The following is a 24,877-nucleotide window of genomic DNA, read 5'->3' as shown; positions in this document are numbered from 1 at the left end:
ATTGCGCCAGCGCAGCAGGCGACACCGCCGTTCAAGAGCGGCCGTCTTCGTAGGTAACGCGCCAGATGGTGCCGTTGCCGTCCTCGGTGACGATCAGCGAGCCGTCCTTGGCCATCGCGACACCGACCGGGCGGCCCCAGACGGCGTCGTTCGAGATAACGAAGCCGGTCATGAAGTCCTCATATTCGCCGGTCGGCTTGCCATCCCTGAATTTGAGCCTCACCACCTTGTAGCCGGTCCTGGCGCCACGATTCCACGAACCATGCATGGTGACGAAGGCGTCACCCTGATAATCCGCCGGGAAGTTGTTGCCGTCGTAGAAGGCTATATTCATCGGCGCCGAATGCGCCTGCATCAGTACGTCCGGGACAGTGGCCTTGCCGGCTAGGTCGGGCCGCTCGCCCTGATGGCGCGGATCCTCGTGATTGCCGATGTAGTACCAAGGCCAACCATAGAATCCGCCGTCCTTGACTACAGTTGCAAATTCGAACGGCACATTGTCGCCGAGTTCGTCGCGCTCATTGACGACGCACCACAATGCGCCGGTGGCGGGCTGCACGGTCATGCCCGTACAGTTGCGCAGGCCGGTGGCGACAGTTCGGGGATTTTTCCCATCCGGATCGAAGGCGAGCACATCGGCACGGCCGTCCTCGGAGCCCCAGGCCGCCCCGAGCGGCTTTGATTTGGCCCAGGCGTCGAGGCCGCTATCCGGCTCCTTGCCTATGTCCTCGGCGACGTTCGAGGCGGAGCCAACCGACAGATAAAGCGTCTTGCCGTCCGGCGAGAAGGCGATGTCGCGGGTCGTGTGACCGCCCGACGGGATTTTGGCGACAATGGTTTCTGGTTTACCGGATGCCTTCAGGTCACCGTCGCGATAAGGAAAGCGGACGATGCTGTCGCTGTTTGCGACATAGACCCATTGCGGCTTGTCTCCTGGCGGATAGAAGGCGATGCCGTAGGGATAACTGAGCCCCTTGGCGAAGATCGCTTTCTCGATGGGCTTGGCGCTGCCCTCGGCGAGACGATAGACACGTATCTGGTCGGCATGGCTGTTGGCAACGAACAGGTCGCCATTCGGAGCGACGCGCACGACGCGCGGATTGACGATGCCGGATGCGATCAGTTCGGCCGAAAAGCCCGGCGGCAAATCTGGCTTGGCGCTTTCGGGCCGTTCCGCCACGCCGGCGCCGTTCGACGCGGATTGGGCGGGATCGGCTGGCGGCATGTCTTGCGGCCCGATCAGGCGGCGGGTGCCAGGCCTGTCGGCGTGCCAATCGCCAAAAGCGGCTTCGCCTTTGAGCACCTTCTGATCCGCCTGCTGGGCGGCTGCCGGTGTCGCAACAAGGAGAGCAGCGGCAATGGCCGCAAAGCCGCCAGATCGGATCATCAACGTCCTCCGGGATTCGCCTCGAAAAGGGCAAACGGGATGAGGCATTGGTCGTTCAAGCGGCCGTCCAGCACACGAGGATTTGAAGCCGAACTCCGATTCACTTGCCGGCGGCGTAGAAATCGTCGTCGAGGCGCTTTTCCAGCGCGACCAGATCGGCCGGCAGCGGCAAGCCCATGGCCCGCATCTCTTGCAGCTTCTCGCGCAACTGCTCTTGCACCTCGTGCTGATCCTCAGGCTGGTTGATCATTTCTTCGAGCAGCAGGCTGATCTGGGCCTTGAACGATTCCAGCGCCATTCTTTTTCTCCTTGCGGCAGGCCGCGGCGGCTCCTAGCGCAGCATGCGCGAAATCAGCTGCGCGGTATAGTCGACCATCGGTACTATGCGCGCATAATTCAGCCGCGTCGGCCCGATGACGCCGAGCGCACCGACGACGCGGGCGTCCTTGTCGCGATAGGGTGCCACCACCAGTGATGAGCCCGACAGCGAAAACAGCTTGTTTTCCGAACCGATGAAGATGCGCACGCCCGGGCCCTCCTCGGCGAGGTCGAGGAGCTGGATCAGTCCGTCCTGGGTTTCGAGATCCTCGAAGAGATGCCGCAGCAATTCGATGTCGGCCTGGGCAGTGACGTTTTCCAGGAGATTGGCGCGGCCGCGCACGATAAGCCGCCCAGGCACCCCGCTTTCGGCGCCTGCCCAGACCGCCAGGCCCTTCTCGACCAGATCCTGTGAAAGCGTATCGAGGGCTGCCCTGGTCTCTTCCTTGATGCGGGCGATCTCGACCCGCGCTTCGGCCAGGGTGCGGCCGCGAATATGGGCGTTGAGGAAATTGGAGGCTTCGTGCAATTGCGAGACGGTGATGCCGGCGGGCAGATCGACGACGCGATTTTCGACGTCGCCGTTCTGCGAGACCAGCACGGCCAACGCCTTGGTCGGCTCGAGCTGGATGAATTCGATGTGCTTCAGCGCCACCTCGTTCTTGGCGGCGAGCACAAGGCCGGCGCCGCGCGACATGCCGGACAGCATCTGGCTGGCCTCGGTCAGCATATGCTCCAGCGTCGCGCCCGAGCCGGAGGCGCGCACCTGCGCCTCGATGGTGCGGCGCTCCTCGTCGGAGAGGTCACCGAGTTCCATGAACGCATCGACGAAGAAGCGCAGGCCAGCCTGGGTCGGCAGACGGCCGGCCGAAATATGCGGCGCATAGATCAGGCCGAGATGCTCGAGGTCGCTCATCACGTTGCGGATGGTGGCCGGCGATAGCGACGACGGCAGGATGCGCGACAGGCTGCGCGAGCCGACCGGCTCGCCATCCCTCAGATAAGAATCGACGATGCGCCGGAAGATGTCGCGCGAACGCATGTCGAGCGATTGAAGCGCGGGCGATTGCAGCGCGTGCGACGGGAGCACGTGCGATTGCGAACCGGGATCGACTGCCTTGGTCATTTCGAGCCAAAAACCTCCGGCCCGAAGATATAGACTTCCGCGGCGTCGGCGCAACCGGTCCATTTTCCTTTGCGCCTCACGCCCAGTGCGGCTACAAGCCGGCCAAGATCCCGAAGAAAGAAAGAAGCCTGAATGCGCCCTTCCAAACGCCAGTTCGACGAAATGCGCCCCATCTCCTTCGAGCGCGGCGTCTCCAAGCATGCGGAAGGCTCGTGCCTGGTGAAGTTCGGCGACACGCATGTGCTGTGCACGGCCAGCCTGGAGGAAAAGGTGCCGGGTTGGATGCGCAACTCCGGTAAGGGCTGGGTGACGGCGGAATACGGCATGCTGCCGCGTTCGACCGGCGAGCGCATGCGCCGCGAGGCTTCGGCCGGCAAACAAGGCGGCCGCACGCTGGAGATCCAGCGGCTGATCGGCCGCTCCCTGCGCGCCGTGGTCGATCTGCAGGCGCTCGGCGAGCAGCAGATCACCGTCGACTGTGATGTGATCCAGGCCGATGGCGGCACGCGCACCGCTTCGATCACCGGCGGCTGGGTGGCGCTTTACGATTGCCTGCGCTGGATGGAAGCCCGCCAAATGGCGAGCCTGGGCAAGGTGCTGAAGGATCACGTTGCGGCGATCTCCTGCGGCATCCATGATGGTCAGCCGGTCATCGACCTTGACTATATCGAGGATTCCTCGGCCGGAACCGACGCCAATTTCGTCATGACCGGCAAGGGCGGCATCGTCGAGATCCAGGGCACGGCCGAGGGCGAACCGTTCTCGGAAGAGCAGTTCGCGACCTTGATGGGGCTGGCCAAGAAAGGCATTCAGCGCCTGGTCAGCCTGCAGCAGATGGCGGTGGACTGATCTTCAGTTTATGACGATGAGGGTGACGATCCTGTGACTCCTTCCGCAATCCTGGAATCAGCACTCTACGTAACGGATCTTGCTGCCGCGGAACGGTTCTATTCGGGCGTCCTCGGGCTCGATCCGCTCGGCAAGGTCGAGGGCAGGCATCTCTTCTTCCGCTGCGGCGACGGCGTGCTGCTTATCTTCAATGCCGAGGCGACGAAAGTGCCGCCGCCGGCCGACGCCAGGCTGCCAGTGCCGCCGCATGGCGCCGTCGGCGAGGGCCATCTCTGTTTCGCCGCAAGCGCCGACGAGATCGTGCGCTGGAAAGCGCACCTGGAAGCAAAGAGCATCGCCATCGAAAGCGAGTTCGAGTGGCCGCAAGGCGGCCGCTCGATCTATATTCGCGACCCCTCGGGCAATTCGATCGAATTCGCCGAGCCAAGAATCTGGGGCATCTGATGCATTCGCAGACTGTTCATTCGCCAATTGTTCATTCGCTTGATGGGCATAAGATCGTCGTCGCAAGCCACAATGCCGGCAAATTGCGCGAATTCGCCGATCTGATGGCGCCGTTCGGCATAGAAGCGAGGTCCGCCAAGGAATACGGCTTGCCGGAACCGGACGAGACCGGCACCACTTTCGAGGAGAACGCGCTCATAAAAGCCTTGGCCGCTGCCAAGGCCACTGGATTGCCGGCGCTGTCGGACGATTCCGGCCTATGTGTCGATGCGCTCGACGGCGCACCCGGCGTCTACACTGCCAACTGGGCCGAGACGCCGGACGGCCCCCGCGACTTCGGCATGGCCATGCAGCGCACGGAAGTGGCCTTGCAGGAAGTTGGCGCGATCGCGCCTGCTCAGCGCAAGGGCCGCTTTGTCGCGGTCATCTGCCTGGCCTTTCCCGACGGCCAAGCTGAATATTTTCGCGGCGAGGTCGAGGGTACGCTGGTATGGCCGCCGCGCGGCGAACTCGGCTTCGGCTACGACCCGGTGTTCTTGCCCAACGGGTTCGAAAAGACTTTCGGCGAGATGACCGCTGAGGAAAAACATGGCTGGAAGCCCGGCCACCCGACAGCGTTGTCGCACCGCGCCCGCGCCTTCCAGAAATTCGCGCAAGCCCGATTGGCCGCCGCATGACTATGCTGCTCGACCGCAGCCCGGGTTTCGGCGTCTACATCCACTGGCCGTTCTGCGCGGCCAAGTGCCCCTATTGCGACTTCAACAGCCATGTCCGCCACCAGCCGGTCGACCAGGAGCGTTTTGCGCGCGCCTTCGAGGCCGAGCTGGCGACCATGCGCGGCCGCACCGGGCCGCGCGAGGTGACAAGCATCTTTCTCGGTGGCGGTACGCCGTCGCTGATGAAGCCGCAGACCGTGGCGGCGGTGCTAGATGCCGTGGCGAAGAACTGGACGGTACCAGATGGCATCGAGGTGACGCTGGAGGCCAATCCTTCCTCGGTCGAGGCCGAGCGCTTTCGCGGCTATCGCGCGGCGGGCGTCAACCGGGTGTCGCTTGGCGTGCAGGCGCTGAACGACAAGGATCTGCGCTTTCTCGGCCGTTTGCACAATGTCGATGAGGCCCTGCATGCGATCGGCCTGGCGCGCGAGATTTTCCCACGGTTGTCCTTCGACCTGATCTACGCGCGGCCGGACCAGACGCCTGAAGCGTGGCAGACGGAACTCGAGCAGGCGATCGGCCACGCCGCCGACCATCTGTCGCTGTACCAGCTGACCATCGAGGAAGGCACGCCGTTCCATGCACTGCATGCAGCAAGGAAATTCATCATTCCAGACAACGATGTTGCCGCCGATCTCTATGCGTTGACGCAGGAGATCACCGCCGCGCACGGACTGCCGGCCTACGAGATTTCCAACCACGCCAGGCCCGGCGCTGAAAGCCGGCACAATCTCACCTACTGGCGCTATGGCGAATATGTCGGCGTCGGTCCCGGCGCGCATGGCCGTTTCGTCGAGAGCGGGCGGCGCGTGGTGACAATCGCCGAGAAAATGCCGGAGACCTGGGCCAATCTGGTCGAGGCCAAGGGCCATGGCGTCACCGGCGGCGAGATCCTAACGCGATCGGAAGAAGCCGACGAGTTCCTGCTGATGGGGCTGAGGCTGGCGGAAGGCATCGACCTTTCCCGCTACGAGGCGTTTTCCGGGCGCGGCCTGTCGACGGCACGGCTGTCGGTGCTGCAGGACGAAGGCCTGGTGGCGCCGATCGGCAATGCCCGCCTGCGCGCCACGCCGGCCGGCATGATCGTGCTCGATGCCGTCGTGGCGGATCTGGCCAGATAGTACCGGTGAAGAACGTTCTCTTCGTCTGCAGCCAGAATCGCTTGCGCAGCCCGACGGCGGAGCAGGTGTTTTCCGGTCGCAGGGACATCGAGGTCGCTTCGGCCGGCACCAATCACGATGCCGACACTCCGTTGACGCACGAACTTGTCGCCTGGGCCGATATCATCTTCGTGATGGAAAAGGCGCACCGCGGCAAACTGCAGCAGAAATTCAGGGCCAGTCTAAGGAAGGCTCGGGTGATCTGCCTCGATATTCCCGACGACTATGAATTCATGGACCCGGAACTGGTCCGGTTGCTGGCGGTGAAGGTATCGCGATATCTCTGAAGGCTGTCGCGCTACTGCGCCTTCGTCATCCTCGGGCTTGACCCGAGGATCCATGCCGCTACCCTTGTCGAAGAATGCTGCGGTAGAATAATTCTGAACTGTCGAAACGCTTGAATATTACGGCATGGATCCGGGCGTCTGCGCCGCGTCGCTGCGCTCCTTGCTCCGTCCCAGGATGACGAAAAGAGGATCAAGCGTCGTGCTTGAAACGACGCTTGCCGCGGTCCTTCTCGGCATGCGCTTCTCCGGAGCGGGTCTGCTTGATCTCGCTCTTGTCGCGCGGGGCAGAATGCTGGTCGCCTGTGGGATGTGATGCTGCGCCATCGCGGGCGCTTTTTGTTTCGAGACGGGTGATGAAAATATCGAAGCGATTGGGCATCGTCCGGTCAGTGCTCCGTCGTGCTGTCGGTTTCGGTTACGGGCTTGCTCTCTGCCAATGGCTGGCGTGCGAGCGGTTTCCTGGCCTCGCCATCCGCGTTGCCACGCAGGCTCTTGTCGCCTGGCGCGGCGAAGCGCTTGCGGCCGGCATAATAGGGTTCGAAAACGTCCTGTATCGTCAGGCTGTCCATCCTGCTCCTCCCGAGATCAGGGTTAAAATTCGCCGGCAACGGTTTCGTTCCCTACTATGGCAAAGGCATGGCGGCCGGTTCACGTCGGGACCCCGTTTGGAACCGGGCGTTTGCAACCCAGGCTTTTGCAACCAGGCGTGAGCCGTGCCAAACAGGGTCGAACGGAGTTGTGCAGGTGACCGGCGAATTGGCCAAACGCAGTTATGTGGTCGGGCAGACCGAGATCGCCGCCCGGCCGCTCGAGCCGGCGCTCTATCTGGTGGCTACGCCGATCGGCAATCTCGCCGACATCACGCTGCGCGCGCTGGAAACGCTCGCCGCCGCAGATATCGTCGCCTGCGAGGACACGCGTGTTTCGCGCGTCCTGCTCGACCGCTACGGCATCCGCCGCCGCACCACCGCCTATCACGAGCACAATGCCGCCGAGGCCGGGCCGAAGCTGATCGCGGCACTGCTGGCCGGGCAGAGCGTAGCGCTGATCTCTGATGCCGGCACACCGCTCATCTCCGATCCCGGCTACCGGCTGGTTGGCGAGGCGCTGGAACGCGGCATTCGTGTCGTGCCGATCCCCGGACCGTCGGCGCCACTTGCCGCTCTGACGGCATCCGGCCTGCCTTCGGACGCCTTTCTGTTTGCCGGCTTCCTGCCGGTGAAGACCGGCCAGCGGCTGACGCGGCTGGAAGCGCTGAAGGCGGTGCCGGCAACGTTGATCTTCTTCGAATCGCCGCGCCGGCTGGCCGAGACGCTCAGTGCCATGGTCGAGGTGCTGGGCGGCGCCCGCAAGGCGGCGATCGGCCGCGAGCTGACCAAGACTTTCGAGGAGATGCGGACCGGCACCCTGCAGTCACTCGCCGGCCATTACGCGGCAGCCGATACGCCTAAGGGCGAAATCGTCATCTGCGTCGGCCCGGCCGATGCGGTCGCTGATGAGCCTGAAGACATCGACCGGCTGCTGCTTTCGCTGGCGGCCGAGATGCCGGCCTCCAAGGCGGCGGCGGAAGCCGCCAAGATGACGGGTGGCCAAAAACAGACGCTCTACCGACGGCTGCTCGACCTCAGGAATGCCGGAAGAGACGGGGCCGGCGGAGACGGCGATGGCTGAACGGCCGAGCGCCAGCCGGCAAAAGGCCTACCGGCGCGGCCATCACGGTGAATGGCTGGCGGCGGCGGCGCTGATGCTGAAGGGCTACCGGATTCTTGCCCGCCGCCACCGTACCAGGTTTGGCGAGATCGACCTGATCGCGCGGCGTGGCGATTTGGTGCTGATCGTCGAGGTCAAGGCACGCCGTACGCTGATCGAGGCGATGGAGGCCGTCGGCCGCGAATCGGAGCGCCGCATCGAAGGCGCGGCCGATTTCTGGCTGTCGCGCCAATCCGACTACGGAAAATTATCGGTGCGCTTCGACATGGTGGCGGTATTGCCGTGGCGCTGGCCGGTGCATGTCGAGAACGTTTTTTACGGGGGGAACTAGGTCATTCCCGAGGTGGGGTCGGTTTTGCCGCGATCTCCGGTTCAGATTCGATTGCCTGTCGTCTCGTCGATGGGAACAAGCAAGTAGCGCCATTTGCTGCCTGGATCATGTGCCGACGCTCACCTGGATTCGCTCAATCGATCGGTTTGTCGACCTGGTCTCCGCCCAGCACTGACTGGAACAAAAGCGTTCCTGCGTTGTTCTCCAACCGTCCTGATGTTCGACGGGCTGGTTCAAATGCCGATCAGGGCAGTCCTCGTGGCAGGCATGCGAGGACAAGGGATGGCGAGGCAAATGGATCCCGACGATCTCAACCAGGAACGGATCGTCACCGTGTTCGGCGGAACTGGCTTTCTCGGGCGCAGGATCGTGACGCGGCTCCTGGAAAGGGGTTTCACGGTGCGCGCCGCATCTCGCCATCCGGCTCGCGTGGCCCTGGTCTTTTCCTCGATTACAAGGATGCCCGAAGCAGTCGAGGCGGATATATTGGATGCGTCCTCGATCGGGTCGGCCATTACCGGATCACAGGCGGTCGTGAATGCTGTCAGTCTTTACGTCGAGCAGGGCGTCCAGACCTTTGAACGCGTCCATGTGAAAGCCGCGGCCGATCTCGCTGCCGTGTCGCGCAAGGTCGAGATCGATCAGTTCGTCCAGATTTCAGGGATCGGCTCCGATCCTCAATCGGATTCGAATTATATAAGGGCACGTGGGCGCGGAGAAGTTGCCGTGGGAAACGCATTTCCCGGCGCTTTCATTGTGCGTCCCGCCGTCATGACAGGACCTGACGACGCTTTCCTCACGACCATTGTGAGGCTGATACGCCTCCTGCCGGTCTATCCGCTGTTCGGCGATGGTGGCACACGGCTTCAGCCGGTCTATGTGGCCGACGTCGCGGAAGCAGTGAGCCGGCTGATCGACGGGCGAAGCCACAAGGGTTCACCCATATTCGAATTCGGCGGTCCGCGTATCTATACCTATAAGGAACTGCTTCGGGAGATCGCCCGACAGCTCGATACGCACGTAAAGCTGATGCCGGTGCCGTTTGCTGTATGGAACGCCTTGGCTGGCGTCGCGGAACTCCTCCCGGCTGCCCCCATAACACGCAACCAGATCGATCTTATGCGTCAGGATAATGTGGCAGCAATTGACGCGCCGGGCCTGAAGGAACTCGACATCGAGCCGCGGGATATCGACGAGGTGATCCGCGTGATCGAACAGCGCCGAGGCGTAGGCTCGCGCTCGTCTCCGCCTTAGGACGGCCCCCTGATCCTGGCGGGAACCTATCGCCGCGCGACAGGTTGGTCGAGCTTGAAGCCAATTAAAGAAGGAAAAGAACTATGGCCAGATGCGATCAATGCGGGAATGACTACGACAAGGCTTTCAAAGTGACGATGGCCGAGGAGACCTACACATTCGACAGCTTCGAATGCGCGGTCCAGAAACTTGCTCCGACGTGTCCGCATTGCGGATGCCGGATCATCGGACATGGCGTCGAACAGGATGACATCATCTACTGCTGCGCACATTGCGCCGCTGAGGAAGGTGCGAGCGCGCTGACCGATCGCGCGCCTTGATGCACCTCCTTTGGCGTCTCCAGGGCGACCATTCCGAATGACTGCGCCGGCTCATCCCTATATGGCCAGTGCTGTCAGCCCGACGACGACCAGCCGAGGTCCAGACGCGCCGAGGTCAAGGCCGCCGCACCTGGACAAGTCGCTCCACAATGCCAGCCACCTCCTCTGGAATGGCCGGTATGGTGCCCGATTTCCGTGTCGACCCGAAATCGAGGCCGGCGAAAAAGAGACCTGGAACAGCGCCGACGCCATCCTCGTGGACGGGCTGGCCGGCCGCATCGAGCGCGCCAGGAAGCCGGACCCATGAGAAATCGCCGGTGAAACCCGTGCACCAGATCACTGATCTGATGCCGCTCGCCGTCCAGTCGAGGGAGCGGATCGGAGGATCGGGCAAGCGCGGGGCAACCGTCTCGGCTGGATCATCCTCGGCCAGGGGCGCATCGAGGCCGGCGCGCTCAATGTACTCGTCGACCAGGCGCTTGGCATTCGCCGAAACCTCGTCGGCAAATCGCATATGGTCGTCGAGTTCGTCGCCGAAGACGAGGTTGCCATTCTCCACGCCCCTGAAGCGGCCGAGCAGCACCACGCCCTGTGCACTCAGCGATTGCAGGCTGATTGTATGGGTCGCGCCGACCAGCGCGCGGGCCTGCAGCTTGCCGGAGGGGAGGACGAGTTCCTTGCGCGGAACGTCGAGAAAACCGGACAGCGTCAGCCATTTAAGTATGTTGCCCCCGCGGTAGCGCCGCACCCAACGGCCGTTGCGGCTGGTCGCCAAAAAGACCGCACGTCCGGCCACCGCCAGATCCTCGGCGATCTGGCCGCCCGACTGGCCGCTGCCGACCACCAGCACCGCGCCATTCTCGAACTCGGCCGGGTTGCGATAAGCCGAAGAATCGACTTGGCGAACTGCCGCCGGCAAGTCCGCCGACCCTGGTGGCCGGACCTGTCGGTTCTGGTCGCCGGTGGCGATCACCACATTGCGCGCCAGAAGCACGCCACGAGCCGCCGTAGTGACGCGAAAGATCCCATCGTCTCTCGTCAGCTCGTGAACCGGAGTTTGGGTGCTTACCGGCAGGCGGTGCCGCTCGGCATAGCCTTCGAGATACGCGACAAATTCGTGGTGGGTTATCGCGCCCCAGGGCTCCGGCCCCTCGTAGGAATCACCGGGTAAGATGGAGCGAATGGTCGGCGAATTCAGTCGAAACGAATTCCATCGCTGCGTTCGCCACGTTTCGCCGATCCGGCCTCGATCGAGCACACGGTGGTCGCGGCCCTGCCGTTTCAAGAAGTAGCTGACGCCGAGCCCCGCCGGACCGGCGCCAATAACGAGGGCGTCAAGAACTTCGCTCATGCATTCCCCCTGCCAACCATACGTCCACAAGATCGTATGGCTCGGCTTCGGGCAAGAACAGAGTTCCGGCTGGGATTGCGCTATCCGCGCCGGCTCACCCCCAGATTGCCAGCCCCGCCAGGCCGACGATGCCCACGACCAGCCGCCACCAGCCGAACAGCGCATAGCCATGGCGCGAGACATAGTCGAGCAGGAAGCGCACGACGATTAGCGCGGTGACGAAGGCGGCGACGAAGCCGACGGCGATGATAGGCAGGTCGGCACTGCTCAGCACATTGCGGTTCTTGAACAGGTCGAAGGCGAAGGCGCCGACCATGGTCGGGATGGCAAGGAAGAAGGAGAATTCCGCCGCCGCCCGTTTGTCGACCCCGAGCAGCAGCGCGCCGACGATGGTCGAACCCGAGCGCGATGTGCCGGGGATCAGCGACAAGCACTGGAACAGCCCGATCTGCAGATAGAGCCTGGTCGGGAACCGCTCGACATCGTGGTAATATGGCTTCGGCTTCATGCGATCGACCAGCAGCAGGATGACGCCGCCGATGATCAGCATGATGCAGATCAGCCGCGGCGATTCGAACAGCACCGTCTTGATGAAATCATGCGCCAGCGCGCCGACGACGGCCGCCGGCAGGAACGCGATGAGAATGCCAAGGACGAAATGCCGCGTCAGCCGATCGTATGGCAGTTCGAGCAGCATCTTCCAGAGCCGGCGGAAATAGACGCTGAGGATCGCCAATATGGCGCCGAGCTGGATCAGGATCTCGAAGGCCTTGCCGGTCGAATGAAAGCCGAGGAAATGGCCGGCGAGCAGGATATGACCGGTCGAAGACACCGGAATAAACTCGGTCAGGCCCTCGAGCATGCCGAGCAGCAGCGCTTCGACGACGGTCTGGCTTTCCATGGCAACCTCGGCGTTGGAGGGAGGGCTTGAGAAAACGGCTTGCTTGTCACGGCGCGGAACTCCCCCTATAGGTCGCAGCACCCTGACAGCCCCTGAATCGGGCGGCCAAGACTTACCGGCGCAGCCGGCGATTTGCCAGTGCGCTCTATTATCGCGGGACCATGCTAACGCTTTTCCACCATCCGATGTTCGCCAGCTGCCGCTTCGTCCGCCTCGCCTTTGGCGAGTATGGCGAGGAACTGGCACTGATCGAAGAGAAGCCGTGGACGCGGCGCAAGGAGTTCCTGGCGCTGAACCCGGCCGGCACGCTGCCGATCCTGCTTGCCGAGGGCGACGTGCCGATTGTTGGCGCAGTGGTCATTGCCGAATATCTCGACGAGACGCGCGGCGTACTCAAGCGCGACAAGCGGCTATTCGCCGAAGACCCGATGGAACGCGCCGAAATCCGCCGGCTGACCGACTGGTACCTCAACAAGGCGGAAAGCGAGGTTACCCGGCATCTGGTGCGCGAGCGCGTTCTGAAGCCGGTCATGCCGGAAACAGCGGGCGGCGGCTCGCCCGATTCGGCGGCGATCCGCGCCGCCCGCGCCAATATCCGCCAGCACATGAAATACACCAACTGGCTGGCCGGCACCCGTCATTGGCTGGCCGGCAACAAGGTCACCTATGCCGATCTCGCGGCGGCGGCGGCACTGTCGGTGCTCGACTATCTCGGCGAGATCGACTGGCGCGAACACAGCGCCGCGCGCGAATGGTATACAAGGGTGAAATCACGGCCTTCGTTCCGGCCGCTTCTGTCCGACCGGGTGCGTGGCCTGTCGCCGGTGTCACATTATGCGGACCTCGATTTCTGATACGGCAAAGCTGCGCGCGCTGATCGACCGCGAGGCGCGGAACGCCGGCTTTGACGCCGTCGCCGTCACAACGCCCGATGCGATTCCGCGGGCGCCGGAACGGCTGGCCGAATTCGTTGCCGACGGCTTTCACGGCTCGATGGGCTGGATTGCCGAAACGCTCGAGCGGCGAGGCAAACCAGCGGCGCTCTGGCCAGAGGTCCGCTCGATCATCGTGCTGGCGATGAATTACGGCCCCGACCGCGACCCGCGCGACATCCTGGCAAAACGCGATCGCGGCGCGATCTCCGCCTATGCGCAGAACCGCGATTATCATGACGTCATGAAAGGCCGGCTGAAGGCGATCGCCGGCAAGCTTGTTGCGCGCGCCGGCGGCGACGTCAAAGTGTTTGTCGACACCGCGCCGGTGATGGAAAAGCCGCTGGCCGAGGCGGCCGGCCTCGGTTGGCAAGGCAAGCACACCAACCTGGTCAGCCGCGCCCATGGTTCCTGGCTGTTCCTCGGCACCATCTTCACGACGGCCGAGCTGGTGCCGGACGCGCCTGAGGACGATCATTGCGGCTCCTGCCGCGCCTGTCTCGACGCCTGCCCGACGGACGCCTTTCCGGCGCCTTACCGGCTCGATGCGCGGCGCTGCATTTCATACCTCACCATCGAGAACAAAGGACCGATCCCACATGAGTTCCGGGAAAAGATCGGCAATCGCATCTATGGCTGCGACGACTGCCTGGCCGCCTGTCCGTGGAACAAGTTCGCCCAAGCTGCCTCCGAGGCTAAGCTTGCCGCCCGCGCGGACTTGCGCGAACCGCCGCTCGCCGAGCTGCTTTGCCTGAACGACGCTGCCTTCCGCGCGCTTTTTTCGGGCTCGCCGGTCAAGCGCATCGGCCGCGACCGTTTTATCCGCAACGTGCTGATCGCGGCCGGCAATTCCCAGGACTTGTCGCTGGCCGGCGCCGTCCGCGCGCTGCTCGACGATGCCTCGCCGCTGGTTCGCGGCGCCGCGGTATGGGCGCTGTCGCGGCTAGTGCCGGGTCAGGAATTTGCCGAACGTGCCGCAGCCGCTTTGCAAGTAGAAGGTGACGAGGCGGTAAGAGGCGAATGGCTTCTGGCCCTGCCAAAGCCGATCGAGGCCCATACATGACAAAAAAGCAGATTTTCATCTTCGGCGCCGGTTATTCGGGCAGGGCCTTCGCCGGCGCCAACAGGGATGCCGACACAACGATCTTCGGTACAACACGGTCGCTGGAAAAATTCGCGGCGCTGCGGCAAGCCGGTATCGTGCCGCTGCGTTTCGATGGCACGCTGACTTCCGAAATCGGCGATGCGCTTGGGAAGACAACCCATCTCGTCGTCTCGGTCGCGCCGGACGAGGCCGGCGACCCGGTGCTGGGCGCGGCACGCGAGGTGATCGTGGCCAACATGCCGGAGCTCGAATGGATCGCCTATCTCTCCACCGTCGGCGTCTATGGCGACCATGGCGGCAACTGGGTGGACGAGGCCGCCGAATGCCGGCCGTTGTCGAAGCGGTCGGCGATGCGTGTCGCAGCCGAGCAGGATTGGCTGCAACTGGGCCACGACATCCACCGGCCGGTGGCGATCCTGCGGCTTTCCGGCATTTATGGGCCGGGCCGCAACGCCCTGGTCAATCTCGAAAACGGCACCGCCCGGCGACTGGTCAAGCCGGGCCAGGTGTTCAACCGCATCCATTGCGACGATATTGCCGGCGCTCTCTGGCATCTAGCCGAAGGCGATCGCGGCGGCATCTTCAACGTCACCGACGACCTGCCGGCGCCGCCGCAGGACGTCGTCGCCTATGCCGCCAGGTTGATGGGCATCGAGCCGCCGCCCGAAATTCCGTTCGAGACCGCCCAACTTTCGCCCATGGCGCGGTCCTTCTATGGCGAGAACAAGCGTGTCGCCAACGCGGCGATCAAGGCGGCCGGCTATGGCTTTCGCTTCCCCGACTACCGCTCGGCTCTCGACGCCATGTGGGCGAGCGGCGACTGGCGCGACGGCGAGGCGCGCAGTCCGATGAAACGGTCGTGATCGATACGTTGCGCGGGGCGTGGTATGATGCGGTTCAAACCGCGGAGGGGTCCAGCTTGGGGAAGACGTTAAAGCGAGCCTTGCCGGGAAAAACACTGCTGCTGACGGCAGCACTGGCCGTCGCCGGCCTAACGCTTGCCGCGCAAACGGCGAGCGCCGAGCAACGGGCAAAAGAGCTGTTCGGCGCCAAAAAGCTGCCGGCACTCGCAGCAGCGCAATCGATCGGCTTTTATTCCAAAGGCTGTTTTTCCGGCGGCGTCGCGCTGCCCATGGACGGCCGGCACTGGGAGGTGATGCGACCGTCGCGCAACCGCCGTTGGGGCCATCCGGCGATGATCGCGATGATCGAGAAACTATCGCGCGATGCCGCGGCCGACGGCTGGCCGGGCCTGTTGATCGGCGACATCTCGCAACCGCGCGGCGGGCCGATGCTGAGCGGCCATGCCTCGCACCAGATCGGCCTCGACGCCGACATCTGGCTGACGCCGATGCCCGACCGCAAGCTTTCGACCGAAGAGCGCGAAAACATCAGCGCTACCTTGATGGTCGATGAAAAGACCCATCTGGTAAAGGATGGCCTGTGGACGCCGATGCACACGCGGCTGTTGAGGCGCGCCGCGAGCTATCCCGAAGTCGAGCGCATCCTGGTCAATCCAGGGATCAAGAAGAAGCTCTGCGACACGGTCAAAGGTGACCGCAGCTGGTTGCGCAAGGTCAGGCCGCTCTGGGGCCACGATTACCACTTCCACATTCGTATCGGCTGCCAGCCTGGGTCACCCGACTGCAAGGCGCAGGAAGCGACGGCGCCAGGCGATGGCTGCGACCAGGCGCTGGCCTGGTGGTTCACCGAGGAGCCGTGGCGCCCCAACAAGAATCCGGACAAGCCGAAGGCACGCGACGTGATGACGATGGCGAACCTGCCCAGGCAATGCCAGTTCGTGCTCGACGCGCCGGCTCCGGCCTCGGCGGAAGCAGTCACCTATTATGGCGACGGCGTGCCGATCGCGGCCGTACCCGCTCCCGCGGCAGAGCCTTCGCCGCCGCCGACGATCGCAGCCGGCGCGGCAGCGCTTCCGGCCTCGGCGAACGCCTTTGTGGCGACCCCCGAGATCCGCATTCCGCTGCCGCGGCCACGACCGGGGCACTGATGCGGGCAGCGTGTTCGCTGTCTGCATCCGTGCATCTCCACTTCGAAAACCGATTTCCCTTTTTGCGGTCATGCGCTAGTCAACGAGAGAACGGCGATACGCGTCGGGAACGGACGAGAGCATGCCAGGCGTAAGCGACGACGACACTCTGTTGCGGTTTCCGATTCTGATCGGCGACATAGGCGGCACCAATGCGCGCTTCTCGATCGTGCTTGACGCGAATTCCGAAGCCGGCGAGCCGACGATCGTCCAGACCGCCAACTTCAATACGATCGACGAGGCGATCCAGTCGGCCGTGCTCGACCGCTCGTCGGTCCGGCCGAATTCAGCTGTGCTGGCGGTAGCCGGTCCTGTCGAAAGCGACGAGATCCCGCTTACCAATTGCCCATGGATCGTCAAGCCGAGACAGATGTTCGCCAGTCTCGGTCTCAGCGACGTCGTGGTGCTCAACGACTTCGAGGCGCAGGCGCTGGCCGTCGTCGCGCTCGGCGAAGAGCATATGGAAAAGATCGGCGGTGACGCGCCGGAACCGAATTCCGGGCGGGTAGTGCTCGGCCCGGGAACCGGGCTCGGCGTCGCCGGGCTGGTCTATGCGCTGCATCACTGGATACCGGTGCCCGGCGAGGGCGGCCATATGGATATCGGCCCGCGCTCGCCGCGCGATTTCCAGGTGTTTCCGCATATCGAGAAGCTCGAGGGCCGCATCTCCGGCGAACAGATCCTGTCCGGGCGCGGCCTGGTCAATGCCTACCGGGCGGTGGCCAAGGCGGACGGCAAGCCGTCGCCCTTTACCACGCCCGCCGAGATCACCGCCGCGGCGCTGGCAAAGAACGATCCGGTGGCCGAAGAGGCGCTGTCGATCTTCGTCACCTGCCTGGGACGCACCGCCGGTGACCTCGCTCTGGTGTTCATGAGCCGCGGCGGCGTGTTTCTCACCGGCGGCATCGCGCAAAAAATCCTGCCGGCGCTGCGGACCGGCAATTTCCGCGCCGCCTTCGAGGACAAGGCGCCGCACAGTGCCCTGATGCGCAGCATGCCGGTCTATGTCATCACCCATCCGCTGGCGGCGCTTTTAGGGCTGGCCGCCTATGCCAGAAATCCGTCGCTGTTCGGCGTGCAGACGGCGGGGCGGCGCTGGCGGGTCTAGGACACAAGCTGCGCCGCGACGAAGTTTCGCCGTCCCCGGCCATAGGCAAGCCGCCATTGGGGCGTTAAGAGGTTGCCGAATTGCAGCCCGGCCGAACCGAAACCACAAAGCGCTCCAACTTGACACTTCCAGCACCAACCAAAGGGAAAGTCCGGCCCAGCGAGATCGTGGCGGTGATCCGCCGCATCATCGCCGAGAACAGCCGCGACTATCGCTGGTACTATGCTCTTGCCGTGCTGTGCCTGGTGACGATCGCGGCGACGACCGCCTTCACAGCCTGGATCATGAAGGATGTCATCGATCAGATCTTCTACCAACAGCGCGGCGATCTTATCGCGCTGATCAGCGTGTCGATCCTGGCCGCCTTCATGCTGCGCGGGCTGGCCAGCTACGGCCAGGCAGTGACGCTGGCCAAGATCGGCAACAATCTGGTGGCGCGTTATCAGCGCCGCATCTTCGACCATCTGATGAAGCTCGGCGTCAGTTTCTTCAACGACACCCGCTCGGGCCGGCTCGCCGCGCAGATCAACGAGAACGTCAACGGCATCCGCGATCTCCTGTCGATGACGCTGACATCGCTGGCGCGCGATGCCGTGTCGCTTGTCGCGCTGGTCGGCGTCATGATCTGGCAGGACCCGATGCTCTCGGCGATGTCGCTGCTGATCGGCCCGCCTTTAATTTATAGTGTCACCTATCTGATGCGCCGGGTACGTCGCATCACTCGCGAATCGGTGCAGATCAACTCGCGGCTGATCGGCGCCATGCAGGAAGCGACGCAAGGCATCGCTATCGTCAAGGCCTTCACCCTGGAGGACGAGCTGTCGCGCCGCATCGGCGGCCTCGTCGCCGGCGCCGAGCAGCGGGCAAACAAGATCGCCCGCGTCTCGGAACGGCTGACGCCGATCTCCGAAATGCTGGCCGGCTTCGCCGTCGCCGGCGTCATCGCCTATTCCGGCTACCGGGCGACTGTCGGCGGCCAACCGCCGGGCGCGGTGTTTGCCTTCATCACCGCCCTGCTGCTTGCCTATGACCCCGCCAGGCGGCTGGCGCGTATGCAGGTCGGCATGGAAAAGTCGCTGGTCAATGCGCGCATGATCTACGAGCTTCTCGACCTCGAGCCGCAGCAGGGTGACGTGCCGGGAGCCGCCGAGGCGAAATTCACCTCTGGCGAAGTGCGCTTCAACAATGTGTCCTTCCGCTATGTCGAAGAGGCGCCGGTCCTGCAGGATCTGAGCTTTGTCGCCGCTGCCGGCAAGGTGACTGCCATCGTCGGAGCTTCGGGCGCCGGCAAGACGACGCTGGTTGCGCTGCTGCAGCGCTTCTACGACGTCGAGTCGGGCAGCATCGATATCGATGGCCAGGACATTTCAAAGGTCACCAAGCATTCGCTGCGCGGCTCGATCGCCTATGTTTCGCAGCAGCCTTATCTGTTCGAAGGCACCATCCGCGACAACATCCGCTACGGCAGGCTGAGCGCCACCGACGCCGAGATTGAACGCGCCGCCCAACAGGCCGCGGCCGACGATTTCATTCGCCAGCAGCCGCAAGGCTACGACACGCCCGTCGGCGAGAACGGCGTGACGCTGTCGGGCGGCCAGCGCCAGCGCGTATCGATTGCCCGCGCCATCGTTCGGCAGGCGCCGATCCTGCTGCTCGACGAAGCCACCTCGGCGCTCGACAACGAGGCCGAGGCCCGCGTCCAGGAAGCGCTGACCCATGTCATGGAAGGGCGCACCACCATTGTCATCGCGCACCGGCTGTCGACGGTGGTCAATGCCGACCATATCATCGTGCTGGAGCAGGGCCGGCTGGTCGAACAGGGCACGCACGCCTCGCTGATGGCCGACCCGCACAGCGTCTATGCGCGGTTCCACCGGGTGCAAGGCAGGAAAGGGCTGGGGCTTGTCGATGACGGCAAGCCAATCCAGACTGCGGCGCAACATGTCCGCGCGAAAAAGGCGGCCGGGAGACATTCATGAGTGACATACCGACCGCGAGTGAAATGGGCCTGGTGGTGGTCGGCGCGGCCGGCCGCATGGGCCAGGCGCTGATCCGCGCCATCCACACCATACCGGGCGCGCGTGTCGCCGGCGCCATCGCGCCGGCCGGATCGCCCCATATCGGCAAGGATGCCGGCGAGCTGGCCGGCGTCGGCCGGCTCGGCGTGGCGATCGGGGACGATCCGCTGCCGGTCTTCGCCAAGGCCGACGGCGTACTCGATTTCACCACCCCGGAAGCGACCGTCGAATTCGCCGGCTACGCGGCGCAGGCGCGCATCGCCCACATCATCGGCACCACCGGCTGTTCGGCCGAAGACAACGCCAGGATCGCGGCCGCCGCGCGGCACGCGACGATCGTCAAGTCAGGCAATATGAGCCTCGGCGTCAATCTGCTGGCGGTGCTGGTGGAGCAGGCGGCGCGCGCGCTCGATGCCGACGATTTCGACATCGAGATCCTGGAAATGCATCACCGGCACAAGGTCGACGCGCCGTCGGGAACGGCGCTGCTGCTCGGCGAAGCCGCCGCTAATGGGCGCGGCATCGACCTTGACGGGAACAGCGTGCGGTCGCGCGACGGTCATACCGGCGTGCGCAAGGCAGGCTCGATCGGTTTCGCCAGCTTGCGCGGCGGCTCGGTCGTCGGCGACCACAGTGTGGTGCTGGCCGGTACCGGCGAGCGCATCACGCTCGCCCACCATGCCGAGGACCGGGCGATCTTTGCCCGCGGCGCAGTCAAGGCAGCCCTGTGGGCGCGCGGCCGCAAGCCGGGCCTCTATTCGATGCGGGACGTGCTCGGCCTGACCAGTTGATCCATAAAATTTGAAGGAGCAAATATGTCGAGAACTCTCGTGCTCGTGCGCCACGGCCAGAGCGAGTGGAACCTGAAGAACCTTTTTACCGGCTGGCGCGACGTCGACCTGACCGAACTAGGCCATACCGAAGCCAAGGCGGCCGGCGCCAAGCTCAGGGCGCGCGGCATGAAATTCGACATCGCCTTCACGTCGTCGCTGATCCGGGCGCAGAAGACCTGTCAGCACATTCTAGACGCTGTCGGCCAGAGCGGGCTCGAGACCATCCGCGACCAGGCGCTGAACGAGCGCGACTATGGCGATCTCTCCGGCCTCAACAAGGATGATGCGCGCAAAAAATGGGGCGAGGACCAGGTGCATATCTGGCGCCGCTCCTACGACGTGCCGCCGCCCGGCGGTGAAAGCCTGAAAGACACCGGCGCACGCGTCTGGCCCTATTACCTGCACGATCTGCAGCCGCATGTGCTGCGCGGCGGTACCGTGCTGGTGGCGGCGCACGGCAATTCGCTGCGCGCGCTGATCATGGCGCTGGACGGCAAGTCGGGCGAGGAGATCGTCAAGCTCGAGCTCGGCACCGGTGTGCCGATCATCTACACGCTCAACGCCGATTCCACGGTAGCGTCGAAGGAAGTGCTGGAGCACTGAGCCGGAGAAGGAACGCGGCTTTCAAAAAAGCGCGTTGACACTCATCCTTTGCCCGCTTAATGAGCGCGCACCAGCCCAGATGGCGGAATTGGTAGACGCGCACGGTTCAGGTCCGTGTTCCGCAAGGAGTGGAGGTTCGAGTCCTCTTCTGGGCACCAAATTCCCGTTTCGAACTTTTGATAAGGTTCAGAAACCCCAAGAAAAAGCCCCGGTTTTGCCGGGCCTTTTTCTTGGCCGGATGTCCTAGGCTGTACGCGTCGACAGCGCACCAGGATTTTCGCTCGAGAGCTTGCGACGACAACGATCCCCTCCTTTTCAGCCGCGAGCTCGGCAGCTGCCTTTTTTGGAAAGCGTGACGTTAACGTCGAAGCTCATGTCGGCTGGGCCGTTGCCGGCACGGCACCCGCCAACAATACAGATGCCGCAATCGTCATACCACCCTGCCTCGTTTCCATATCTCCTCCCGCGAGCCGGCAAACAACGTGAATCCGCCACAGGTGATCGCAGCGAAGACGGGCAGACCATGCGGTGAACTTTCCATCGCCATGCCGGCGATGAGCGGCCCCAGGAGCGCGCCGATACCCCAGGCGATGGAGAGCAACGCATAGATGCTGAGCAATTCTGCGTCCTTGTAAGCCTCGCCGAGCATGGCGACCGTAGTCGTATAGATGCCGACGAAGGCACCTCCCCACAGGAAAAGCAGGGAATAGGCAAACCACGGGTGCAAGAAGGCCAAGGGCCATGCAAGCGCCCCAAGCGCCGATATGGCCGCAAGGGCAATCAGCAGCCACCGGCGATCCATTCGGTCACCGAGCCAGCCGATGGGCAATTGCAGCAGGATCGAGCCGATAAGGAGCACGGTTAACAGGAGCGTCGCTGAATGCTCCGGCCATCCAAGGCGGATGGCATAGAGCGGCAATAGGCTGAGACCGGCCGCTTCCAATGCGGCGTTCAAGACTGAGGAAGCAACCGCCACTGGCGCTAGTTTGAGGTACCGAAACGGATTGCCGATATCCTCGCGCGCTGGCTTGGCTGCATCGGGCCTACCTACGATCAGGACCACGCAAGCGACAAGTGCTATTGCAGCGCCGACAATGAAAGCAAGAGACTCCTCACGTCCGACCAGGACCAGGATGGCAGGGCCAATTGCGGTGCCGCAGGAAAGAGCGGTCATATAGATTGCTATCATTCGTCCCCGGTTTCTCTCACCGGCAAGCTGGTTGAGCCACGTTTCGGAAACGACAAACAGCGTCTCTGACGCCGCTCCGAGAGCCGCACGCAAGGGAAACCAGACCCAAAGAAACGGTGCCAAGGGAAAAAAGACGAACAACCCGCCCGATGCTATTAGAGCTCCCTTCGCCAGCCGCACAAATCCAAGCTGCTGTGCAAGGCGGGGCAGGTAGGGGGCCGCCAGAAATACACCGATGGCGTACATGGCACTGTTCGCCCCAATAAGGCTTTCGGAATAGCCCGCTTCCGCCAGCTCAAGTGCAATCAGCGGTGCGCTGAGGCCATAGGTCAGCCCGAAGATTGCGGCGGTCAGGATGACGACCGCTGACGTGCGCACAAGCCCGCTCATCATGCAGGCGCCCCGTCGCGCTCGGCCACATGGGCGAGCTTGCGGCCAGTGCTGAACGCGTCGGAGAGCTTGCTTCTCCAGCGCCGGTCGCTGTGCTCAACAACGCTGCGCAGAAGGCGCGTATAGTCCAGAACGAGCCCAGGGGTCCACGTCAAGGCCTCAGCCCGGCCGCGCACGAGCCGCAACAACCAGAATTGCGGGTTGCTGATGATCTTGAAGATATCCCGCCAAACATGGCCGCTGTACGATGCGCCCTCCAGAGCCGCATCGAGTGCCTGGATAACGGTTGTCGAGCAGTTGCGGGCCGTGAGATTGTAGGTCTTGTCCTGAGAATATGCTTCCCAGAATATCCTCAGGGCTTGCGGATTGAACCTGTGGAACGTCACCTTCTGGTCCGGCTCACACCAGTCGGCCGATTCCTGTGCAAGGGACTCGTTGAACCGCCCAGCTACATTATTCTCATGTCCCGCCGAGAGAATGGCCCGGAAGTCGTCAGGGCTGTGGTCGATGTCGTCGAACGGATAGTGGCTGATGTAAAGGTCCGGTGGCATTTCCAGCGCGGAATGGCCCGTTGAGATCACGCCTTTCTTGTCGACTGCCGCGACATACCGGTCGATTAGAATCCTGCGCTCCGGGTCCTTTATCGAACCGACAGCCGTCCAGACATAGACATTGAGGACCTCGTCCGCCTTGGCCCAGACATCGCCGTTTGCGGGAATGACCGGGCGGGCCACGCGACCCTGCCAGTTTCGGGCCGCATAAAGCGGCAGGGAGGTGATCGAGCCGCCTTTCGGCAATTGCCGTAATGGCAGGGCCATCCGCACAAGTGCATAGCCGGATGTCAGCAGAAGGAGCGCAAAGCAAAATGGAACTGTCAGCTGGTGCGGGACCGGCCAGGACATCAAGATGCCGATGGCCAGGCTGATCTCGATCAGGCCGGCGATAATCCCCACCCGCCAGCGTGGGTTGTGGATCACGAAAGCGGAGCCGATCCGAAAGAGCCCGTCAACCAGGAAGGCAGTGCCGAACACGATTGCCGCGCCGATATTGTTGTCCCAGGGGACGTCGAAGACCAGAAACGCCGCGAACAGAAATGCGATGCCACGCAGCGTATCAATCCAATGCTGGCGAAGCCCGACGGATATGGCCGCGGCAATTTCGACCAGCCCCTCGACTACCAGGAATATGGCGAGCGTATCCAGCGCGACGGAGAGCGCGCCATCGCTCAGATCGAACAGGATGGCAACCCCGACAAGCATCCAGATGACGCCTGCCGCAGTCAGGAGCTGCCAGATGGGTTTCAGCGCACGCGCCCCAAGAAAAAGAAAAACCAGCCGGATCATGATGCGTTTCGGTAGCCTTGTGGCGCTACGGCGCCATCTGGTTGACGTTTCCGAATATTGGCCGCGACTTCTCCACGGTCCCGTCTTCGTTCGGTTCCACAAGCTGAACCCATCAGATGTTTAATTACGGAAGCATCGCCGGTCCGTCCCTTCGATCCAGAAGCAATTGGAGGAGAGGCGCCGTTTCCTGACTGTCGCCGGTTCCTGGTCATGCCTATCCGTCCGGGTTAGGCAGCGATCTGTCGTTGCGACAGCGCACGAGCGGAAGGATTTCGCCCGAGATCACTCTGGTGATCTTTTGCTGCTTGGCGTTGGTTACGACGGTCATGCACGCGCATCCGTAGCCGTGGCCGGAACCAGGCACATTGGTCTCGACGAATTGCCGCTCGTCAAAGGCCGGCACATTGTCGATGCCTCTGGGATCCGGTCGCCCCTGCATCTGGATCCACCAATCCCCGTCACTGTCGGTCAGGACGAGGTTGCCGGGTGTCGGGCTGGAGTACCAGCCACAACGGCGCTCGGCGTAGGCGGCGGCAGGCAAGGACATGATGGCCAGGCAGAAACAGGTAGCGAATAATGGGCGCATGAGAACCTTTACCTCCTTAAGTAAAGCAGGTCATGCCGCCGATAATCTGCGTTGACGCAGGTAACGAGGCGGCATGATTTTGTAGGCCTTATGGCCTCAACTTCGTGTCCACATTTTCTTCGATCAATCCGCAATGAAGCGTCACAGGCTTCCTTTGGACATCGCTTAGTGGACCGTCGATGAAATCGCAGCTGAGCAGATTGTCCGGACTGCTCTTGCGTGCGGATGCAACGTTGACGTTGACCTCGGGAGGGCCGGCAAGCCAGTCGAGACGCTTGGTGTCGACCTTTGTGCCGCCGATGTGGGCGTGGCCCGCTGTGCCCGCTATCTCGACCTCTTCGTCCTGCGGCGTGAGATCGATCTGGCCGACTTCGTTGGCGTGCTTCTCGGCACTCCGCTTCGGGTCACCGTAATAGGAGGCGAGGACAACGATCCCTTCCTTTTCAGTCGCGAGCTTGGCGGCTGCTTTTTTGGACAGCGTGACGTTGACGTCGAAGCCGAGGTCGCCCTGGGCTGTCGCTGGCACAGCACATGCCAACAGCGCAGATGCTGCAATCGTTACTGCG

The 24,877-nt window shown here is 63.3% G+C and carries 28 protein-coding genes and 1 tRNA gene; 18 read left to right on the top strand and 11 right to left on the bottom strand.

Going from position 1 to position 24,877, the window contains the following annotated elements:
- Positions 1-31: 31 nt before the first annotated feature.
- The 3 genes from NKG95_RS19450 to hrcA all read right to left on the bottom strand — a co-directional run bounded on the left by NKG95_RS19450 (position 32) and on the right by hrcA (position 2,831).
- Positions 32-1,387 (bottom strand): PQQ-dependent sugar dehydrogenase, encoded by a 1,356-nt coding sequence (locus tag NKG95_RS19450; RefSeq protein WP_353042006.1) that lies wholly within the window; start codon positions 1,385-1,387, stop codon positions 32-34.
- Between the two features lie 100 nt (positions 1,388-1,487).
- A complete protein-coding gene (locus tag NKG95_RS19445; protein ID WP_023718841.1) occupies positions 1,488-1,685 on the bottom strand; it encodes a hypothetical protein in 198 nt (65 codons plus the stop codon).
- A gap of 33 nt (positions 1,686-1,718) precedes the next feature.
- A complete protein-coding gene (hrcA, locus tag NKG95_RS19440) occupies positions 1,719-2,831 on the bottom strand; it encodes a heat-inducible transcriptional repressor HrcA (protein WP_352481369.1) in 1,113 nt (370 codons plus the stop codon).
- A 132-nt stretch (positions 2,832-2,963) separates the two neighbouring features.
- Here hrcA and rph point away from each other — a divergent pair, with 132 nt between their 5' ends.
- The 5 genes from rph to NKG95_RS19415 are packed head-to-tail and all read left to right on the top strand — an operon-like array spanning position 2,964 to position 6,287.
- Positions 2,964-3,680, top strand: coding sequence for a ribonuclease PH (gene rph, locus NKG95_RS19435; protein ID WP_353042004.1), 717 nt, complete (start codon positions 2,964-2,966; stop codon positions 3,678-3,680).
- 33 nt (positions 3,681-3,713) lie between these two features.
- Positions 3,714-4,124: a VOC family protein gene (locus NKG95_RS19430; protein ID WP_023718838.1), complete on the top strand. Its 411-nt coding sequence runs from the start codon at positions 3,714-3,716 to the stop codon at positions 4,122-4,124.
- Entirely contained in the window at positions 4,124-4,801 is a 678-nt protein-coding gene (rdgB, locus tag NKG95_RS19425; protein WP_353042002.1) for an RdgB/HAM1 family non-canonical purine NTP pyrophosphatase, read from the top strand. The genes NKG95_RS19430 and rdgB overlap by 1 nt, the downstream gene beginning before the upstream one ends.
- Positions 4,798-5,961 carry a radical SAM family heme chaperone HemW gene (gene hemW / locus NKG95_RS19420; RefSeq protein WP_023718836.1) on the top strand — a complete coding sequence of 388 codons (1,164 nt, stop codon included), beginning with the start codon at positions 4,798-4,800 and terminating at the stop codon, positions 5,959-5,961. The genes rdgB and hemW overlap by 4 nt, the downstream gene beginning before the upstream one ends.
- A 5-nt stretch (positions 5,962-5,966) precedes the next feature.
- On the top strand, positions 5,967-6,287 hold the full coding sequence (locus NKG95_RS19415; RefSeq protein ID WP_023718835.1) for a low molecular weight protein tyrosine phosphatase family protein: 321 nt from the start codon (positions 5,967-5,969) through the stop codon (positions 6,285-6,287).
- A gap of 190 nt (positions 6,288-6,477) precedes the next feature.
- On the opposite strand, the gene NKG95_RS19410 is transcribed toward NKG95_RS19415, so the two are convergent.
- Together NKG95_RS19410 and NKG95_RS19405 are read right to left on the bottom strand one after the other, a co-directional pair.
- Positions 6,478-6,666 carry a hypothetical protein gene (locus NKG95_RS19410; protein WP_023718834.1) on the bottom strand — a complete coding sequence of 63 codons (189 nt, stop codon included), beginning with the start codon at positions 6,664-6,666 and terminating at the stop codon, positions 6,478-6,480.
- A 7-nt stretch (positions 6,667-6,673) separates the two neighbouring features.
- Complete coding sequence (locus tag NKG95_RS19405; protein ID WP_023718833.1) at positions 6,674-6,856, bottom strand: hypothetical protein; 183 nt, start codon at positions 6,854-6,856, stop codon at positions 6,674-6,676.
- Positions 6,857-7,031: 175 nt separating this feature from the next.
- On the opposite strand from NKG95_RS19405, the gene rsmI reads away from it, so the two are divergent.
- The 4 genes from rsmI to NKG95_RS19385 all read left to right on the top strand — a co-directional run bounded on the left by rsmI (position 7,032) and on the right by NKG95_RS19385 (position 9,902).
- Positions 7,032-7,958 carry a 16S rRNA (cytidine(1402)-2'-O)-methyltransferase gene (gene rsmI / locus NKG95_RS19400; RefSeq protein ID WP_353023484.1) on the top strand — a complete coding sequence of 309 codons (927 nt, stop codon included), beginning with the start codon at positions 7,032-7,034 and terminating at the stop codon, positions 7,956-7,958.
- Entirely contained in the window at positions 7,951-8,328 is a 378-nt protein-coding gene (locus NKG95_RS19395; protein ID WP_352640380.1) for a YraN family protein, read from the top strand. Before rsmI ends, NKG95_RS19395 begins: the two co-directional genes overlap by 8 nt.
- A 294-nt stretch (positions 8,329-8,622) precedes the next feature.
- Positions 8,623-9,582 carry a complex I NDUFA9 subunit family protein gene (locus tag NKG95_RS19390; protein WP_353042000.1) on the top strand — a complete coding sequence of 320 codons (960 nt, stop codon included), beginning with the start codon at positions 8,623-8,625 and terminating at the stop codon, positions 9,580-9,582.
- 83 nt (positions 9,583-9,665) lie between these two features.
- Positions 9,666-9,902: a metallothionein gene (locus NKG95_RS19385; RefSeq protein WP_023718829.1), complete on the top strand. Its 237-nt coding sequence runs from the start codon at positions 9,666-9,668 to the stop codon at positions 9,900-9,902.
- A 115-nt stretch (positions 9,903-10,017) separates the two neighbouring features.
- Here NKG95_RS19385 and NKG95_RS19380 read toward each other — a convergent pair whose 3' ends face one another.
- Positions 10,018-11,253 (bottom strand): flavin-containing monooxygenase, encoded by a 1,236-nt coding sequence (locus NKG95_RS19380; RefSeq protein ID WP_353041998.1) that lies wholly within the window; start codon positions 11,251-11,253, stop codon positions 10,018-10,020.
- Between the two features lie 94 nt (positions 11,254-11,347).
- Positions 11,348-12,154 carry an undecaprenyl-diphosphate phosphatase gene (locus tag NKG95_RS19375; protein WP_352481365.1) on the bottom strand — a complete coding sequence of 269 codons (807 nt, stop codon included), beginning with the start codon at positions 12,152-12,154 and terminating at the stop codon, positions 11,348-11,350.
- A 161-nt stretch (positions 12,155-12,315) separates the two neighbouring features.
- Here NKG95_RS19375 and NKG95_RS19370 point away from each other — a divergent pair, with 161 nt between their 5' ends.
- From NKG95_RS19370 to NKG95_RS19330, 9 genes are all read left to right on the top strand, one after another.
- Positions 12,316-13,008, top strand: a complete 693-nt coding sequence (locus tag NKG95_RS19370) for a glutathione S-transferase family protein (RefSeq protein ID WP_023678968.1) — start codon at positions 12,316-12,318, stop codon at positions 13,006-13,008.
- Positions 12,989-14,149 carry a tRNA epoxyqueuosine(34) reductase QueG gene (queG, locus tag NKG95_RS19365; protein WP_352495434.1) on the top strand — a complete coding sequence of 387 codons (1,161 nt, stop codon included), beginning with the start codon at positions 12,989-12,991 and terminating at the stop codon, positions 14,147-14,149. Before NKG95_RS19370 ends, queG begins: the two co-directional genes overlap by 20 nt.
- Complete coding sequence (locus NKG95_RS19360; RefSeq protein WP_353041996.1) at positions 14,146-15,054, top strand: SDR family oxidoreductase; 909 nt, start codon at positions 14,146-14,148, stop codon at positions 15,052-15,054. The genes queG and NKG95_RS19360 overlap by 4 nt, the downstream gene beginning before the upstream one ends.
- A 56-nt stretch (positions 15,055-15,110) precedes the next feature.
- Positions 15,111-16,202 carry a penicillin-insensitive murein endopeptidase gene (gene mepA / locus NKG95_RS19355; RefSeq protein WP_353041995.1) on the top strand — a complete coding sequence of 364 codons (1,092 nt, stop codon included), beginning with the start codon at positions 15,111-15,113 and terminating at the stop codon, positions 16,200-16,202.
- A 121-nt stretch (positions 16,203-16,323) separates the two neighbouring features.
- Entirely contained in the window at positions 16,324-17,349 is a 1,026-nt protein-coding gene (locus NKG95_RS19350) for a glucokinase (RefSeq protein WP_023718823.1), read from the top strand.
- Between the two features lie 119 nt (positions 17,350-17,468).
- Positions 17,469-19,328, top strand: a complete 1,860-nt coding sequence (locus NKG95_RS19345; protein ID WP_353041993.1) for an ABC transporter ATP-binding protein — start codon at positions 17,469-17,471, stop codon at positions 19,326-19,328.
- Complete coding sequence (dapB, locus tag NKG95_RS19340; protein WP_502897719.1) at positions 19,325-20,158, top strand: 4-hydroxy-tetrahydrodipicolinate reductase; 834 nt, start codon at positions 19,325-19,327, stop codon at positions 20,156-20,158. Before NKG95_RS19345 ends, dapB begins: the two co-directional genes overlap by 4 nt.
- A gap of 24 nt (positions 20,159-20,182) precedes the next feature.
- Entirely contained in the window at positions 20,183-20,803 is a 621-nt protein-coding gene (locus NKG95_RS19335) for a 2,3-bisphosphoglycerate-dependent phosphoglycerate mutase (protein WP_352495430.1), read from the top strand.
- A 73-nt stretch (positions 20,804-20,876) separates the two neighbouring features.
- Positions 20,877-20,961 (top strand) — tRNA-Leu (locus tag NKG95_RS19330).
- Between the two features lie 272 nt (positions 20,962-21,233).
- Here the strand turns inward: NKG95_RS19330 and NKG95_RS19325 are convergent.
- The 4 genes from NKG95_RS19325 to NKG95_RS19310 all read right to left on the bottom strand — a co-directional run bounded on the left by NKG95_RS19325 (position 21,234) and on the right by NKG95_RS19310 (position 24,837).
- A complete protein-coding gene (locus NKG95_RS19325; RefSeq protein WP_353041991.1) occupies positions 21,234-22,385 on the bottom strand; it encodes an MFS transporter in 1,152 nt (383 codons plus the stop codon).
- Positions 22,382-23,725: an HdeD family acid-resistance protein gene (locus tag NKG95_RS19320; RefSeq protein WP_353041989.1), complete on the bottom strand. Its 1,344-nt coding sequence runs from the start codon at positions 23,723-23,725 to the stop codon at positions 22,382-22,384. Before NKG95_RS19320 ends, NKG95_RS19325 begins: the two co-directional genes overlap by 4 nt.
- A 214-nt stretch (positions 23,726-23,939) precedes the next feature.
- Positions 23,940-24,311, bottom strand: a complete 372-nt coding sequence (locus NKG95_RS19315) for a DUF4087 domain-containing protein (protein WP_353041987.1) — start codon at positions 24,309-24,311, stop codon at positions 23,940-23,942.
- Positions 24,312-24,399: 88 nt separating this feature from the next.
- Positions 24,400-24,837, bottom strand: a complete 438-nt coding sequence (locus tag NKG95_RS19310) for a hypothetical protein (protein ID WP_352481358.1) — start codon at positions 24,835-24,837, stop codon at positions 24,400-24,402.
- Positions 24,838-24,877 lie beyond the last annotated feature (40 nt).

Origin of the sequence: Mesorhizobium sp. M1423, assembly GCF_040317575.1 — a bacterium.
Lineage (GTDB): Bacteria > Pseudomonadota > Alphaproteobacteria > Rhizobiales > Rhizobiaceae > Mesorhizobium.
This window is presented reverse-complemented; position numbering and strand designations above follow the sequence as displayed.

What these genes read in the sequence shown, in the direction of transcription:
- NKG95_RS19450 (WP_353042006.1), bottom strand. Translation starts at nt 1,387, where the DNA reads ATGATCCGATCTGGCGGCTTTGCGGCCATTGCCGCTGCTCTCCTTGTT.
- NKG95_RS19445 (WP_023718841.1), bottom strand. Translation starts at nt 1,685, where the DNA reads ATGGCGCTGGAATCGTTCAAGGCCCAGATCAGCCTGCTGCTCGAAGAA.
- hrcA (WP_352481369.1), bottom strand. Translation starts at nt 2,831, where the DNA reads ATGACCAAGGCAGTCGATCCCGGTTCGCAATCGCACGTGCTCCCGTCG.
- rph (WP_353042004.1), top strand. Translation starts at nt 2,964, where the DNA reads ATGCGCCCTTCCAAACGCCAGTTCGACGAAATGCGCCCCATCTCCTTC.
- rdgB (WP_353042002.1), top strand. Translation starts at nt 4,124, where the DNA reads ATGCATTCGCAGACTGTTCATTCGCCAATTGTTCATTCGCTTGATGGG.
- hemW (WP_023718836.1), top strand. Translation starts at nt 4,798, where the DNA reads ATGACTATGCTGCTCGACCGCAGCCCGGGTTTCGGCGTCTACATCCAC.
- NKG95_RS19410 (WP_023718834.1), bottom strand. Translation starts at nt 6,666, where the DNA reads ATGCCCAATCGCTTCGATATTTTCATCACCCGTCTCGAAACAAAAAGC.
- NKG95_RS19405 (WP_023718833.1), bottom strand. Translation starts at nt 6,856, where the DNA reads ATGGACAGCCTGACGATACAGGACGTTTTCGAACCCTATTATGCCGGC.
- NKG95_RS19395 (WP_352640380.1), top strand. Translation starts at nt 7,951, where the DNA reads ATGGCTGAACGGCCGAGCGCCAGCCGGCAAAAGGCCTACCGGCGCGGC.
- NKG95_RS19390 (WP_353042000.1), top strand. Translation starts at nt 8,623, where the DNA reads ATGGATCCCGACGATCTCAACCAGGAACGGATCGTCACCGTGTTCGGC.
- NKG95_RS19385 (WP_023718829.1), top strand. Translation starts at nt 9,666, where the DNA reads ATGGCCAGATGCGATCAATGCGGGAATGACTACGACAAGGCTTTCAAA.
- NKG95_RS19380 (WP_353041998.1), bottom strand. Translation starts at nt 11,253, where the DNA reads ATGAGCGAAGTTCTTGACGCCCTCGTTATTGGCGCCGGTCCGGCGGGG.
- NKG95_RS19375 (WP_352481365.1), bottom strand. Translation starts at nt 12,154, where the DNA reads ATGGAAAGCCAGACCGTCGTCGAAGCGCTGCTGCTCGGCATGCTCGAG.
- NKG95_RS19370 (WP_023678968.1), top strand. Translation starts at nt 12,316, where the DNA reads ATGCTAACGCTTTTCCACCATCCGATGTTCGCCAGCTGCCGCTTCGTC.
- queG (WP_352495434.1), top strand. Translation starts at nt 12,989, where the DNA reads ATGCGGACCTCGATTTCTGATACGGCAAAGCTGCGCGCGCTGATCGAC.
- NKG95_RS19360 (WP_353041996.1), top strand. Translation starts at nt 14,146, where the DNA reads ATGACAAAAAAGCAGATTTTCATCTTCGGCGCCGGTTATTCGGGCAGG.
- NKG95_RS19350 (WP_023718823.1), top strand. Translation starts at nt 16,324, where the DNA reads ATGCCAGGCGTAAGCGACGACGACACTCTGTTGCGGTTTCCGATTCTG.
- dapB (WP_502897719.1), top strand. Translation starts at nt 19,325, where the DNA reads ATGAGTGACATACCGACCGCGAGTGAAATGGGCCTGGTGGTGGTCGGC.
- NKG95_RS19335 (WP_352495430.1), top strand. Translation starts at nt 20,183, where the DNA reads ATGTCGAGAACTCTCGTGCTCGTGCGCCACGGCCAGAGCGAGTGGAAC.
- NKG95_RS19325 (WP_353041991.1), bottom strand. Translation starts at nt 22,385, where the DNA reads ATGATGAGCGGGCTTGTGCGCACGTCAGCGGTCGTCATCCTGACCGCC.
- NKG95_RS19320 (WP_353041989.1), bottom strand. Translation starts at nt 23,725, where the DNA reads ATGATCCGGCTGGTTTTTCTTTTTCTTGGGGCGCGTGCGCTGAAACCC.
- NKG95_RS19315 (WP_353041987.1), bottom strand. Translation starts at nt 24,311, where the DNA reads ATGCGCCCATTATTCGCTACCTGTTTCTGCCTGGCCATCATGTCCTTG.